Source organism: Chroococcidiopsis sp. CCALA 051 (assembly GCF_003015105.1).
In the GTDB taxonomy this organism is placed as follows: domain Bacteria; phylum Cyanobacteriota; class Cyanobacteriia; order Cyanobacteriales; family Chroococcidiopsidaceae; genus Chroococcidiopsis; species Chroococcidiopsis thermalis.
The window spans coordinates 1-13550 of record NZ_PYCI01000039.1 but is presented as its reverse complement, the minus strand read 5'-3'; the positions used below and the strand labels follow the sequence as shown (position 1 = coordinate 13550).

At 48.1% G+C, this 13550-nt stretch carries 19 protein-coding genes; 10 read left to right on the top strand and 9 right to left on the bottom strand.

What is annotated here, in order from left to right; genetic code table 11:
• Nucleotides 1-23: 23 nt before the first annotated feature.
• A complete protein-coding gene (locus C7Y66_RS11865) occupies nucleotides 24-263 on the bottom strand; it encodes a bile acid:sodium symporter (RefSeq protein ID WP_106545733.1) in 240 nt (79 codons plus the stop codon).
• A gap of 136 nt (nucleotides 264-399) precedes the next feature.
• Between C7Y66_RS11865 and C7Y66_RS33395 the strand changes: the two genes are divergently transcribed.
• From C7Y66_RS33395 to C7Y66_RS11855, 3 genes are all read left to right on the top strand, one after another.
• A complete protein-coding gene (locus tag C7Y66_RS33395; RefSeq protein ID WP_199197391.1) occupies nucleotides 400-549 on the top strand; it encodes a glycoside hydrolase 100 family protein in 150 nt (49 codons plus the stop codon).
• A 97-nt stretch (nucleotides 550-646) separates the two neighbouring features.
• Nucleotides 647-820: a hypothetical protein gene (locus tag C7Y66_RS31040; protein WP_158265909.1), complete on the top strand. Its 174-nt coding sequence runs from the start codon at nucleotides 647-649 to the stop codon at nucleotides 818-820.
• 38 nt (nucleotides 821-858) lie between these two features.
• Nucleotides 859-1854, top strand: coding sequence for a formylglycine-generating enzyme family protein (locus C7Y66_RS11855; RefSeq protein ID WP_370143936.1), 996 nt, complete (start codon nucleotides 859-861; stop codon nucleotides 1852-1854).
• A 211-nt stretch (nucleotides 1855-2065) separates the two neighbouring features.
• Here C7Y66_RS11855 and C7Y66_RS31035 read toward each other — a convergent pair whose 3' ends face one another.
• Nucleotides 2066-2266, bottom strand: coding sequence for a hypothetical protein (locus C7Y66_RS31035; protein ID WP_158265908.1), 201 nt, complete (start codon nucleotides 2264-2266; stop codon nucleotides 2066-2068).
• Between the two features lie 14 nt (nucleotides 2267-2280).
• Here C7Y66_RS31035 and C7Y66_RS11845 point away from each other — a divergent pair, with 14 nt between their 5' ends.
• The 7 genes from C7Y66_RS11845 to C7Y66_RS11815 all read left to right on the top strand — a co-directional run bounded on the left by C7Y66_RS11845 (nucleotide 2281) and on the right by C7Y66_RS11815 (nucleotide 9340).
• Nucleotides 2281-3117, top strand: a complete 837-nt coding sequence (locus C7Y66_RS11845) for a bile acid:sodium symporter family protein (RefSeq protein WP_106545732.1) — start codon at nucleotides 2281-2283, stop codon at nucleotides 3115-3117.
• A gap of 59 nt (nucleotides 3118-3176) precedes the next feature.
• Entirely contained in the window at nucleotides 3177-4844 is a 1668-nt protein-coding gene (locus C7Y66_RS11840) for a sulfatase-like hydrolase/transferase (RefSeq protein ID WP_106545731.1), read from the top strand.
• Between the two features lie 348 nt (nucleotides 4845-5192).
• Entirely contained in the window at nucleotides 5193-5558 is a 366-nt protein-coding gene (locus C7Y66_RS11835) for a YidH family protein (protein ID WP_106545730.1), read from the top strand.
• 142 nt (nucleotides 5559-5700) lie between these two features.
• Nucleotides 5701-6726: an AI-2E family transporter gene (locus C7Y66_RS11830; RefSeq protein WP_106545729.1), complete on the top strand. Its 1026-nt coding sequence runs from the start codon at nucleotides 5701-5703 to the stop codon at nucleotides 6724-6726.
• Nucleotides 6727-6896: 170 nt separating this feature from the next.
• On the top strand, nucleotides 6897-7112 hold the full coding sequence (locus tag C7Y66_RS11825; protein ID WP_106545728.1) for a hypothetical protein: 216 nt from the start codon (nucleotides 6897-6899) through the stop codon (nucleotides 7110-7112).
• 186 nt (nucleotides 7113-7298) lie between these two features.
• Nucleotides 7299-8315 carry an AI-2E family transporter gene (locus tag C7Y66_RS11820; RefSeq protein WP_106545727.1) on the top strand — a complete coding sequence of 339 codons (1017 nt, stop codon included), beginning with the start codon at nucleotides 7299-7301 and terminating at the stop codon, nucleotides 8313-8315.
• Nucleotides 8316-8461: 146 nt separating this feature from the next.
• Nucleotides 8462-9340 (top strand): YihY/virulence factor BrkB family protein, encoded by an 879-nt coding sequence (locus C7Y66_RS11815; RefSeq protein WP_199197389.1) that lies wholly within the window; start codon nucleotides 8462-8464, stop codon nucleotides 9338-9340.
• Between the two features lie 27 nt (nucleotides 9341-9367).
• Here C7Y66_RS11815 and C7Y66_RS11810 read toward each other — a convergent pair whose 3' ends face one another.
• From C7Y66_RS11810 to C7Y66_RS11780, 7 genes are all read right to left on the bottom strand, one after another.
• Nucleotides 9368-9730: a phage holin family protein gene (locus tag C7Y66_RS11810; RefSeq protein ID WP_106545726.1), complete on the bottom strand. Its 363-nt coding sequence runs from the start codon at nucleotides 9728-9730 to the stop codon at nucleotides 9368-9370.
• Nucleotides 9731-9808: 78 nt separating this feature from the next.
• Nucleotides 9809-10222 (bottom strand): DoxX family protein, encoded by a 414-nt coding sequence (locus C7Y66_RS11805; protein WP_106545725.1) that lies wholly within the window; start codon nucleotides 10220-10222, stop codon nucleotides 9809-9811.
• 52 nt (nucleotides 10223-10274) lie between these two features.
• Complete coding sequence (locus C7Y66_RS11800; RefSeq protein ID WP_106545724.1) at nucleotides 10275-10457, bottom strand: hypothetical protein; 183 nt, start codon at nucleotides 10455-10457, stop codon at nucleotides 10275-10277.
• Nucleotides 10458-10509: 52 nt separating this feature from the next.
• On the bottom strand, nucleotides 10510-11067 hold the full coding sequence (locus C7Y66_RS11795; protein ID WP_106545723.1) for an HdeD family acid-resistance protein: 558 nt from the start codon (nucleotides 11065-11067) through the stop codon (nucleotides 10510-10512).
• Between the two features lie 71 nt (nucleotides 11068-11138).
• Nucleotides 11139-12500, bottom strand: a complete 1362-nt coding sequence (locus C7Y66_RS11790) for a cytochrome P450 (protein WP_106545722.1) — start codon at nucleotides 12498-12500, stop codon at nucleotides 11139-11141.
• Between the two features lie 114 nt (nucleotides 12501-12614).
• Nucleotides 12615-12935, bottom strand: a complete 321-nt coding sequence (locus C7Y66_RS11785; RefSeq protein WP_199197388.1) for a hypothetical protein — start codon at nucleotides 12933-12935, stop codon at nucleotides 12615-12617.
• A gap of 54 nt (nucleotides 12936-12989) precedes the next feature.
• Nucleotides 12990-13439, bottom strand: a complete 450-nt coding sequence (locus C7Y66_RS11780; protein ID WP_106545749.1) for a pyridoxamine 5'-phosphate oxidase family protein — start codon at nucleotides 13437-13439, stop codon at nucleotides 12990-12992.
• Nucleotides 13440-13550: the final 111 nt, after the last annotated feature.

The following is a 13550-nucleotide window of genomic DNA, read 5'->3' as shown; positions in this document are numbered from 1 at the left end:
CCCTAACGCCGCATCGCTTTTTGCTAGCTCACTAGTTCGATCGAAAAGGGTGCGCCTGAAGCACAAGCAAGCAAAATTAATCCAGTGCTGAGGGACTGGTTAGGGGAAACAATCCTCGTCAGTAGAAACCCCAGGAACGGCACCAGCACAAAATTTGCCAGCAGCACTCGAAACACTAGTCTGCCATTTTTTAAAGGAGTCAGAATTTCCGATCCGGTTAGACTCAACCCTAACCTAGCCATACTAGTGATGACAAAGAGCATTTAACCAGTTTCCACTAGCAAGCAGAACACCTGCACTACGTCCTACACTAATTCCACCTACTAATTAGCTTATTTTCTTTCAAAAACTTCAATTTACTTCATTAGATAGAGATCGGACATCGCCAAGCTTCATAATATGATTGAAGTCCCAATCTACACTAAAACCGCAAGGAGCATAGATGATGATGGTACGGTTGCAGTACAAGCTCCAAATGTAAATTCACTCAATTACAATCGGTGTTTTGTTCGCGATTTCGTGTCCTCTGCCTTAGTCTTTCTCGTGTAGAAAAACACAATTGTCGGCAATTTTCTCGCGACAACCTTGGTACTGCAAAGCTAAGACAAAGGAATGGATGACTTCCAACCCAAATCCGGCTTGATGAGTGCAAGTTTCAAAGTCATTTAAGTTGAGTTTTGCAGCAACTATATCCCAAGCTCAGCTTACACTAAGTTCGGATCGGCATCATCGGCGATGGCACGTCGTGCGCCGCCAACCGGACTACGCGACTTGCGATCGATTCAAACAGGTGTGCGCCACGTATCTGCCGAAACGGTGATGGAGTGCAGCCCGAAGTACACGAGAGGCATGGGGATGATGGAGCAGCCAGCAACAGCACTGACGTACAACGTGTCCCAGGGAGCGCCGCCAAAGCACATGGTATGGGTTCCCAGTGGCACGTTCCTGATGGGGTCGAATGACTTTTATCCCGAAGAACGCCCAGCACATCGCGTCACCGTCGATGGCTTCTGGATGGACGAGCATCCCGTTACCAACGCCGAATTTCTCCGCTTCGTAAAGGTCACTGGCTACCGCACCGTGGCCGAGCGCGCGCCCAACCCCGATGACTACCCCGATGTCGATCCGGCGCTGCTCGTGCCCGGCTCGCTAGTATTCCGCCATCCACAACAGCGCGTCAGCCTCCGTCACTACCAGAACTGGTGGGCATATGTTCCGGGCGCGTGCTGGAATCACCCGGAAGGAGCAGGCAGCACGCTTCATGGACGTGACTGCCACCCTGTCGTGCATATTGCGTCTGAGGATGCCGAAGCGTATGCGCGGTGGGCGGGCAAGGCACTGCCGACCGAAGCCGAATGGGAGTTTGCCGCGCGCGGTGGTTTAGAGGGTGCCGCGTTTGTGTGGGGCGACGAGTTCGCGCCGCAGGGGCGTATGCTGGCGAACACGTGGCAGGGCGAGTTTCCGTGGCAGAACTTGCGAACCGACGGCTACGAAGGCACATCGCCGGTTGGCACGTTCCCGTGCAACGGCTACGGGTTGTACGACATGGCTGGCAATGTGTGGGAATGGACCAGTGATTTCTTCACGCCGCGCCATCCTGAAGAAGTGGCAAAAGCGTGCTGCATTCCGCGCAACCCGCGTGTTATGTCGTCGGCGCAGAGTTATGCGTTCGATCATCCCAGTTCGCATATTCCGCGCAAGGTGCTCAAAGGCGGCTCGCATCTGTGTGCACCCAACTATTGTTTGCGCTACCGTCCGGCAGCGCGGCAAGGTCAGGCGATCGACTCCTCAGCCTGTCACATCGGCTTCCGCTGCATTTTGCAAATGACTACAGGAACAATCGAAGATCGTTAGGGAGTAGGAAAACGCTATGGGCTGTTTATTCGCCATCTTTGCCGGTTTATTCCCACGCTTGGGAGTATTCGTGATTTGGCTGGCGCGTCCGGTCTTGTTCACCGCTGCTTTTGGCGGCTTCTTGTTATGGCCGATCTTGGGCATCATCTTTCTACCGTTTACCACGCTGATATATGTGCTGCTTTGGACACCGGGCATTGGCATTGGTCCACTAGGCTGGTTCTGGCTGCTGCTCACCGTGCCGATCGACATCGGCGGATGGGGCAGCACGGGCTACGCAAACCGTAATCTTTACGCTTACAGGCGCAGGTAAATAACAGCCGGAACTGCGCGGAGTGCGTCCGGCACCAACAGGTACGACAGCGCGGTTCCACTCTTCGCCGCGATCAAATCGTATTTGCGAGGTCGTCATACTGGGCAATACACATGTTCGCATTTTTCCAATACCTGACCGAAATCGCGGTTCCCATTTATGTGCTCGCCACGATGCTGAACGTTGGGTTGACTCAAAAGCCAGCGACGATCGTGCAGTATTGGAGGGATTGGCAGTTTGTACTCAAGATGTTGCTTGCCAATTTTATTCTAGCACCGCTCGTCACGATCGCGCTGCTGAACGTTGCGTCGTTTGAGCCAGCGCTCAAAGCGGGTCTGCTGCTGTTCGGCGTTTGTGCCGGCGCGCCGTTTTTGATCAAGTTGACCCAAACGTCAGGTCATGATTTGGCGCTTGGAGCAGCAACCATGCTGGTGCTGATGGTGGTCACCACGATCTATGTGCCGATCGTGCTGCCGCTGTTGTTGTCGGGCATCAGTGTGGATGCCTGGGCGATTGCGCGGTCCCTGCTGCTGCAAATGATCCTGCCGATCGTCCTTGGCACGCTCGTCGCGAAATGGCGGCGCGATCTCACCAGAACTGTACAACCGTGGATCGCCAAGTTAGGTAACTATGCGTTGTACGTCGTGCTTGCTGCCACGTCGATCGGCTACTTCCCCAACATGCTTGACATCATCGGCACAGGCGCGCTCTTCGTTGCGATCGCTTTCGTCGTTGCAGCGTTCGGGATCGGTTACGGGATGGGCAGCGGCCAGGATCACCTGGAAGATGTTGGCGGGTTGGCCACCGCACAGCGCAATACTGCTGCCGGTTTGCTCGTCGCCACACAGAACTTCAGCAACCCCAATGTGCTGGTGATGCTCACGCTTGCAAACCTGCTAGGTCTGATCCTCCTGCTGGGGCTTGCCAAGTTTCTCAGCCGCGACAACTAAGATGCACAACGTGCCGATGTAGCCCCACCTTCAATAAAACGCTAGTTAAGGAGAAGCCAATGACCACGAACACCGACGATCGCGCTACCAACCGCCCGAACATTCTGATCTTGTGCATGGATCAATGGGATGCAACGATGGCGGTACCTGAGGGAGTGCAGTTCCCAGCGATGAAACGGCTGGAAGCACGGGGCACGCGCTTTGAGCGTAACTATTGCACCGTGCCGATCTGTACGCCGTCCCGCTCCACCATGTGGACGGGCGTGCATGCCCAGCACACCGGCTTGTGGGACAACACTAACTTTGCCTGGATCGGAGAACTGTCGAGCGAAATTCCGACCATTGGGCATATGCTGCGTCAACAGGGCTACTACACCGCGTTCAAGGGCAAGTGGCACCTGAGTGAGGTGGAACAAAGCGAAGACACACTTGAACGCTACGGCTTCGCCGATTACCAGCAATGGGGCGATATGTTCGGCGCGCCGCTCCAGGGCGCACAACTCGACGGCACGGTGGCTTTTGAAACGGTAGATTGGCTCGAAACCAAAGCTCCGTCGCTCGATCGACCTTGGCTGCTGATCGGCAGCATGGTAAATCCGCACGACATCATGTTCTTTCGATCAGATCCGATCGAGCAGCCGGAGCCGAACGGCGCGATGAATGGTTTACAAACTACCAAGCAGCGGCTGGGCTGGTTTGAGCAGCAGTGGGATGTGACGCTACCGCCCAACTTCGCCGATGATTACGCGCTCCAACCGCCTGGCGTACGCAACTATAAGCAGGTCATCGACCAGAACTACGGGCGCGTGCCCGACGACCGAGAAGATTTATGGCGCGAACGGCGGAACTACCTGATCAATTGCATGCGGTTGGTGGATTTGGAGTTCGGCAAAATTTTGGATGCGCTCGATCGCCAGAACCTGTGGGATAACACCGTGGTGCTGTTGATGAGCGATCACGGCGAAATGAACGGCGCGCATCGCATGGCGCAAAAGGGCGCGATCGCCTTTGACGAGGCGGCAATCGGCTACCTGACGGCAGTGGTGCCGGACGGCGCGCAAGGAAAGCGCACGGCGGCGGTATCCACGTTCCTCGATCTCGCGCCGACCCTGCTGGAGTTCGCGGGCTTAAGTGCAGACGAGATCAAGGAGCGCTACCCCCACCTCAAGGGGCGCAGTATGCGGTCTGTGATGTTCGATGCTTCAAAGGACGGTCCACGCGGTAGTGTTCATGCCCCCAGCGACGGTGGATTGTTCTGCTGGGATGGGCTGAACATGCTCGATCCGGAGTGGACCGCCACGGGCGCGCTCAAGGAACTGACCAACATGGGCAGCGGGCCACGCGCGCCCAAAGATGAGCTGATGGAGAGTATGAAGGAAGCTGGGCAACAGTTCGGTGCGCCGGATTGGAGCAAGCGCAACTTTTTCCGTACTGTGGTGGATGGGCGGTACAAGCTGGTGCGCTGGTTCAGCCCCTACGAATTCGGCAATCCCGCAACGTTGGACGAATTGTATGCGACGAGCGATGTGGGGTTGTATGATTTGGTCAACGATCCAGGCGAGCTAGATAACATCGGCAACCAGAACCACCCAAACTACAATCCGCAACTAGTGGAGCGGATGCTGAGGAAGTTGAACGCGCTGGTCGAGTGCGAGATCGGCGACGATCGATGCCCGTTCGACCTGGATATGTTCGGTACGCACGAGGTCAAGTATCGCAAGAGGTAGTTAGCCATGAATCACAGCTATAGTGTCTGTGCCACGAACTCCAAGCTCGATCTGTTTGGCGATTGTCGCCTTAATTTGAGCATAAGTTTTTAGTCCTGCTATTTATTTAAGCAAAGCTCCACGAATAAAGCATTTTTAGCCATATTGCACAACCGATGCAAATGATGGCGGGTTTGCTGCATCAGGGACGCTATGCTGATGAAGTGATGGGACTGTTATATAAACAAGAACAAAAGGTTAAGAGTAAACCCGTTGGGTTTGGGGTTTAGGGCATGGGTAAGACAGCCTTAATCAAGGTTAGCTATTTACATTTGGCGCTTCGGAATCTTTTACTTCAGAAAAATCACGATGAGTCTCTCCAATGAACTCGCCAAAGAGCGCAGCCGAGCCGCCGCCGAGCGAACTTTAATGGCGTGGATTCGCACCAGTCTATCGTTAATCACCTTTGGATTTGGCATCGATCGAATCGTGTCGGCTCTCTATGCTGGTATAGATAATAAAAGCGATCCCCAGAGTATCTCGCGCAACGTAGGACTTTGCTTCATCGCGATCGGCACCTTAGCGTTGTTATCTGCTGCCTTCAACCATCACCAAGATCTACGCCGTATCAACCGAGGAGATTTCACCTACTCTTCGCGCCTATCTCTCAGTTTCGTGGTAGCTATTGCCCTAATTCTAGTCGGGCTATTTGCTTTTGTTGGTATTTTGTTATGAGCTAGTTGACAGCTAAATTAGAGCCGAAAATTTCTTCTAATGCAGGCTGGTACGGCAATTGCTGTCGCGCTCATGTCACCGTTTATGTAATTGGTTTGGGTAATTTTTCAAGTCAGCCAAATTGAGGAAATCAGGCGAGGAAATGATGAACAATCTCCGACGGCGACTGAGTAATTCCTTTATCATTCGCTTTTTACTATTATTCGCCTTTGGTTGGGCTGCTCTACAGCTTTTGACTTATTTTGAAACAGTGGTTGTAACTTTTACATTTGCCGCGATCTTAGCAGCTTTATTGAACTACCCCGTTCGTCTGTTGCAGCGTTTTTTACCTCGCACAGTCGCAGCCATCTTAGTTTTCTTAGTAAGCCTCTTAATTGTTATCGCTTTAGCGATCGCTCTTGGTTTAGCAATTCTGTCTCAAGGACAACAACTGATCGATCGCTTTTTTGAAATTGCTAATTCTGTTGTCGCTTGGTTAGCACAACTAGAGGCTTTTCTTCAAACTCGCAATTTGCAATTAGAGCTGGACAATATTGCAGAGCGAATCCGCAGCTTTGCTTTCTCAGGTATTAACTATATTATTGGTTTTCTAGGAGGTTCTCTCACCAATTTTATGAATCTTGTTTTCATTGCAGTTATTACTCTTTTTATGTTACTTAATGGGAGAAACATTTGGCACTTTGTTTTGAAAATTGTCCCAGAGAGATTGCGCCATCACTTTGCAGATACAGTCGAAAAGAAGCTATTAGGTTTTTTTCGAGGGCAATTAATTTTAATGTTATTTCTGTCTACTTCTACTTTTTTAGTTTTTGTATTACTCCAGGTTCCTTTTCCCTTAGTTTTGTCCCTAATCGTTGGCATTATTGATGCGGTTCCAGGAATTGGTGCAACTTTAGGAATTGGTACTGTTTTTTTATTTCTGTTAACTCAAGATGTTTTGCTTGCTTTCAAAGTCTTAGCAGCCTCGATTGTACTTCAGCAAATCCAAGATAACTTAATTTCGCCGCGAGTCATGCAAAATTCAGTCGATGTTAACCCTGTGGTTACATTTTTTGCTTTATTAGTCGGGGCAAGGATTGCTGGGTTGCTAGGGATTTTCCTTGCTGTTCCAATTTCTGGTTTACTTGTGAGTTTATTAGAAATTGATGAGCTGAAAGGAGAGGCATAAAGAGTCGTGCGCTGGATAATGCGGGCAGAGTGGAAACATCAATTCATGGGCGATCGCTGTTCTGGCGTTATTAGGGAATTGACGTACCTGCTTTATTAACTGTGTGGTGAGTACCCTGGTTTTCTAGATTTAACAATAATTACAATTATGGATAAAAAAACAAGCGCCTTTTGCTACTAGTTGTTTCCTGTAGTCTGACAGGTGTAATTTTAGGAGGTACAACAAGCTGGGCAGAAAGCAAACTGTGTTTGCAAGCCAAGACAGCTATGAATGATTGCCTGACTCAAGATCCAATTACCAAAATCATAGAGGGAATGAGCATCGGTTTAGTAGCTGGAACTGGGGCGGCTTTCGGTGCAGCATGGCAAATGCGTCATGAAGACTAAGCTAATGCACTTCTATATTGCACTTTTTCTCATTATGGCTGTCATCTGTCTATAGCGATCGCACGAATTGGGCTGATAGCTTGATGCCAAAAAGGTATTAAGGCGGTTTTGATAATTTAGTCAATTACTATTTTCCAAAACATACATAAGTTAGTAATAGGCTCAGCACTAAGAAGGAGGGGCATTTTGGGTTTAGGACAGTGGATCGGCTTAGTTGTTTTTGTTGTCTGTCTCTACATTTCCTGGCAAATCCGTCAAGTCCTCTTGCTGATATTTACAGCGGTAGTGCTAGCAATAGCACTAAATCGACTTGTGCGACTATTTCAGCGATTTCGCATCGGGCGAAGCATTGCTATCTTCCTATCAGTGGGTCTTTTACTACTTCTTTTAGCTGGCTTTTTTATTGTAGTGATACCACCTTTTTTAGAACAACTGCAAGAGCTAGTCAAGTTAACCCCTGAAGGATTAGAAAGGTTACGCAGTTGGACAAGCTGGTTGCAAAACTTAATTCCAGAGCAAGTTGTACAAGACCTTCGTAACTTGTCAGGACTTACTCAACAACTTCAATCGCTTTTATCTAGTTTATTTGGTAACTTCTTAACGCTGTTTTCCAACTCAATCGGTATTATTCTGAACTGCGTAGTGGTGCTGGTTTTGACCATCATGCTATTGGCAAATCCTGCTCCCTATCGTCGGAGTTTTATCTTACTGTTTCCTTCCTCATATCGCCACCGAGTTGAGGAAATTTTGCAACAGTGTGAAGTTGGCTTAGGTGGGTGGGTAACAGGTATTCTCTTTAACATGGCTATCATTGCCGTCTTGAACGGAACTGCTTTGTTGATTTTGCAAGTGCCGTTGGCATTAGCAAATGGCGTTCTCTCAGGTATATCAACGTTTGTCCCCAATGTTGGACCTTTTCTAAGTACTATTCCGGCGGTATTACTAGCTCTACTGGATTCTCCTGGAAAAGCAGTGGCAGTGCTAGTGGCTTACATTATCATTCAGCAAGTCGAAAGCAACGTCCTCACGCCACTGATTATGAAAAGACAGGTATCTCTGCTACCAGCAGTCACCTTGGCATCTCAACTAATTTTTGCCAGCTTTTTTGGGTTTTTAGGTCTGTTTCTGGCTCTACCGCTGCTGGTTATAACTCAAGTCTGGATTAAGGAACTGTTAGTAAAGGATGTACTTAATAAGCGGTAAGTCTCAGTTTTGAATGCCTGGTGCAACACAATGGCTCATGCTTGACTTAAACTGCGAGTAAACAACTGAGTAAAAGCTAATGAAAGTAGAGTATTCACGCTCAACCCAACTAGAATATGGCAGTTTTTAGAAGAGTTTGGTGGCTTTTGAAAGAAACAATCGGAGAATGGCTAATCAATGATGCATCACTGTTAGCATCGTCTCTCGCCTATTTCACGGTGTTTTCGCTTGCTCCCTTGATGGTGATTGTCATCACGATCGTGGGTGCATTTTTCGGTGAAGCCACGGCACAAGAACAGATTGTGAGCCAACTGACAGAGTTTGTGGGTAAAGACGGCGCTCAGTTAATAGCAACAGCAGTTGAGAATATGCAGACCCAAGCAGATAGCAGTTTGCTTCAACTATTAATCAGCTTAGGATTTCTTTTATTCGGTGCATCAACTGTCTTTAGTCAAATTCAACAAGCCCTCGATCGCATTTGGGAAATTAAACCGACACCCGAACGGCAATGGCTTCATTTTTTACGCAAGCGATTGTTATCATTTGCAATGATTTTGGTCGTTGCGTTTCTGTTGCTTGTTTCCTCTGTCGTCACAACGCTTTTAGCGGCGATCGTGGCTTATTTTAATCGCTTAGTTCCAGGATTAGGATACTTGTGGCAATCGCTGCGATGGAGCATGACATTTGCCATCACAACTGTTGTCTTTGCTATGATGTTTACGATTCTGCCTGATGCTAAAATTGTCTGGCGAAATACCTTGTTCGGAGCTGTTGTCACGGCAATTCTATTTCTACTTGGGCAATTATTATTTGGATTAATCTTAACTCATTCTAATCTTGGTTCAGCGTATGGAGTCGCAGGTTCGTTTGTCATTGCGATCGCCTGGATTTACTACACGGCTCAAGTGTTATTTATCGGTGCAACTTTTACCAAGGTATTTGCCCGACGAAGAGGTGTTCCGATCGTTCGAGAGCGAGTTTGCCGTTCACATCTCACACGCAGAGCAGCATTCTCGCCGAATTAGATAGACTGCGATTGTCTCATGCTTGACTTAAACTGCAACCAAGCCCGTCTGACGTAAAATAAAGAAGAGAATGGAGTTGATAATGCTCAATGCGATCGCTCCCAAAATTGCACTCCCAAATCCCCATCTCAATCGAAATCCCTCAACTAACCAAGCTGCTAGACCAAACACAATTATACTGCCGAGCAGGGGAATCAACCCCAAACTAAAAATGGCATTCGCCGCTCTAAACCAATCAGGAAACAAACTCCAAATGCCATTAAATGCACCAATAATTGCTCCAGCAATCAGAGCAATCCAAGGACTATCAACCTCAACTCCTGTGGGTAGTGTTGAGATAATCAATAAACTAATCGCAATGACGACGACAGAAATTAAAAAGCCAAGCATTTATGCACTCCTCGCATACAGCTCTAAACGTCTTCCCTTTCAACACATAGCCTATTCACTCGATCGGCATTTTGCTGCCTATTCCAACACAGCAGACATCGCCCTCGATCGCCCGAAGCGGGAATCAATACTCCAGACTCCCGATCCTCGCGCAGCGATGTAGAGGAAGAGGAAACAGTAAAGAACTGCTAACTCACCTTGATTGACGATCGGCAGGAATCCGTGTGAAGCGTGCATCATGAAGTAGGCGACTGCCATTTCGCCACTGGCAATGAACGCTGCATAACTTGCTACAAGTCCCAGTGCAATCAGCAATCCGCAACCGAGTTCGAGAATTCCGCCCACACCCAGCAGTGAAGCTAAGGGGACTGGAGATTTGCCGCCTGGTATGCCAATCACCTTCTGACTACCATGCATGGCGAACATTAGACCGGAAACTATTCGCAAAATTGCATAAATGTAGGGTGAATATTTTTCTAGAAAATGATTCATTGTTAAATCCTCCGTCAGTAATTAAAGTGTCATTAGAAAAATTATTAGTTTTTTACAGCATTTGATGCTCCGTCCAGTTTTGCAAGCCCTCATCTTTGAGAATCGATTGAGCTTGTTGCAATTCTGCTTTACTAGCTTCGATCGCCAGTAAGTAATGCCCTTGAGCGACTTGCTCATCATAAAAATGAGCTTGTTTGGTAGAGATGCCTTGTCCGAATGCAGCACCAAGAATCATTCCCGCAACACTCCCATACCCAGCAAAGCGTTACCGGCGAATCGGATTCTACTTAAGGCTGGCTATAGTCCGGCAATGAATGTAGGGTAATCATCCAAATCCCGTTAAATAAAAGGCTAATTCCCACCCAAAGCCCGATTAGCCAAGCTGCGTTGAAGGGCCATTCAGACCAAATCAAAATACCTAGAATAATTCCTAAAATTCCACTGAATAAGACCCAACCCCAACTGCGAGCAGGACGTATCCCAAAGGCGAGAATCACTTGGAGCGCACCTTGGGCAAAGATGGTAATTCCAAGTATTAACGTGAGTGCGATCGCTCCCGAAAATACGTTGGATATCACAACAATACCAGCCCCAAGGTAGAGGACACCTAACAGCAATTTCCAAACAAACTGACCGGCTCCACGCGACCCAACAGCATGGGCTATTTGAGCAATTCCAGCAAAAATGAACAGCCAGCCGAATACTAAAGTCGAAGCAATGGTTGCGTACAAGGGTCTAGCGATAGCGATTAGTCCTAAAATCACCATTACAATACCGATCGCAATAGCCGTTCCCGATCCACCAGTTCGTTCTCTATTTCTAACTTCAGGGTCTGTAGCTTTCATTCAAATCTCCTATTTAATGTAAATCTCTGTAGGTAGCTTTCACTCCCCCAAGACTTTCTCGCTTTACCATCTCACTTATTTTTTGCCACACCACTCAACTGCTCGATCTGCACTTTAATGCCAGATTCGGGACGTAGAGTAATCGATGGTTGGGGAACGATGGGGAAATCAGGCAGCACGTCTAGTTGAAATTTTTGAGCTATAGTTGCCAGCAGCAGAACTGCCTCCATTAGCGCAAAGCCTTTGCCAATACAAATCCGCGGACCATCACCAAAGGGAATATATACCCCTCTAGGTAGCCGTTTTTCTAAATTATCTTCCCAGCGTTCGGGTTGAAAACCTAAAGGATTTTCAAAGTAGCGCGGGTGTCGATGCATCACCCACTGGCTAATTTGAATTAGGCATCCTTCAGGTACTTCATATTCTCCAATTGTGCAATCTCGCGCCGCCTCACGTCCAAAAATGGAAACAGGGGGATAAAGCCGCATCGACTCCTTAATTACCATGTCGGTGTAGCGCAGTTGGGGTATATCTTCTACAGTTGGCGATCGCCCTGCCAATACCCGATCTAGCTCGGAGTGCAACTTACTCCGTACATGCGGATGCTCCGACAATAGCATCCACGTCCAAGACAAAGCATTAGCAGTGGTTTCGTGTCCTGCTAGCATTAAGGTTGCCACTTCATCCCGCAGTTGCTTATCGTTCATTTGTTGACCCGTTTCTTCGTCGCGGGCGTGCATTAACATTGAAAGCAAATCCTCTGTTTCTTTGCCACTGTTGCGCTTATGTTGAATTAAAGAGTAAATTGCTTCATCCATCTCGGCAATAGCATGGCGATAGCGAATATTTTCTGGTCTAGGAAACCATTCCCACACCAAAAAATTCTGCCGCCGCTTACTTTCAAACCAGTGCATTGCTACATCTAGTGCATGAGCAACAGTTTTTGCCTCACCTTCGTCTACTTGGGCGTTAAAGATCGTTTTCATCACGATCCTGAGAGTCAAGCGCATCATGTCGGCGTGTATATCTCGTATTTCGCGATCGCGCCAGGTTGCAATCATCTGTTCGGCATAGTCAACCATAGCCCCTGCATACCCATTAATCCTTGTTTGATGGAAAACAGGTTGAGCTAGACGACGCTGCCATAGCCATGAATCGCCCTCAGCAGTCAATAGTCCTTCACCCAGCAAGGTTTTCAAGACCCGAAAACCTCGGCTTTTGATGAACGCTTCTCGGTCTTTCAGTACTTGCTCAATGTAGTTAGGGTTTGTAATTAGACAGGCAGGAGTCAAACCCAGACGCATTGGCACAATGTCCCCATACTCGCGAGCGCACCGAGTCAAAAATCCAAGCGGGTCGTTTCCCAAATCTACTAAACTGCCAACGATGGAGTTACTTTCTGGTCCTGGTAGTTCAAAAATATCCTGAAGCATCAATTACTCCTCAACATCTAGTTAACTTCAGGCTTGTCCAAATTATTGTTAAAGCAGTCAATGAGATAACATTTTTGAATCGAAAACCGTTTTTCTCTGGCGATCGCAGATCCTTTAGTTTATTGCCCAGCGAAGGATTGCACAAACCATGACTCGATCGGTGTTGGATTGATTCGCCCACTTCTGCAACAGCCTCTCTGGCAGCGTTCTGACCATTTCTACCATGACTCCTGCTACATCATTTTCTGAAAATTGCTGAGGAATTTTTGCTTGGACTTTTGGAGAGCGCAGACAATTAAGAAATCCTCGAATTAAGACCGGAGCGGTTCCTGCAATTTCTGTGAAAATTAACGCTTCGTTCGTGGCTAAAGATCTCGATCGAAACGACTCTAATTTCCCCCAACCAAGGTACTCACACTGCAATAAGTTGCCCACTATACTCGTTGAACCTCTTAAATTGGGTCGGAGCTGAGACGGGGCGATTAATGCTTACTTGCTACTCACTCCAGTAGTCGTCCGTCCACTCATTTCGCTGGAATGAATGCGGAAAATAGCAATCACCTCAGCACGCCCCCAACTATCAACCCAGGTGCGATTGATTGCAGGCGAAAGCGTTGGATTTTGTTCTTTGACGAAGTGCATAGCTCGCTCAAAGTCGGGCTGGGTAGTGATGCGCTCGACTCGACCTGTCACTACCACACTCCTCCAGTGTTCTGGGTCATGCACTTCTTCAATCTGAAGGCAAACTTCTGGATTTGCGTCCATCGCTTGCGTCTTCATGCCTTCTGTAGTGAAAAGGTAAATATCTGAGCCTTCGAGATAATAGTGCATCGGCACAACGTAAGGATACCCTTTGAAGATGCAGCCCAGGTGTCCGTGTCCCACTTGTTTCAAAAGCTCTTGTATTTCCGTTGAACTCATTTCATCGATATCTAACATCACCATTATCCTTTCAAAAAAACTTTTACCTTATATCAATACTTCGGACAGTTTTTGGCGCTTGGCAGTAGACAGAAAAGCCATCGAACCGATAGAGTGCCTTTTAGAACA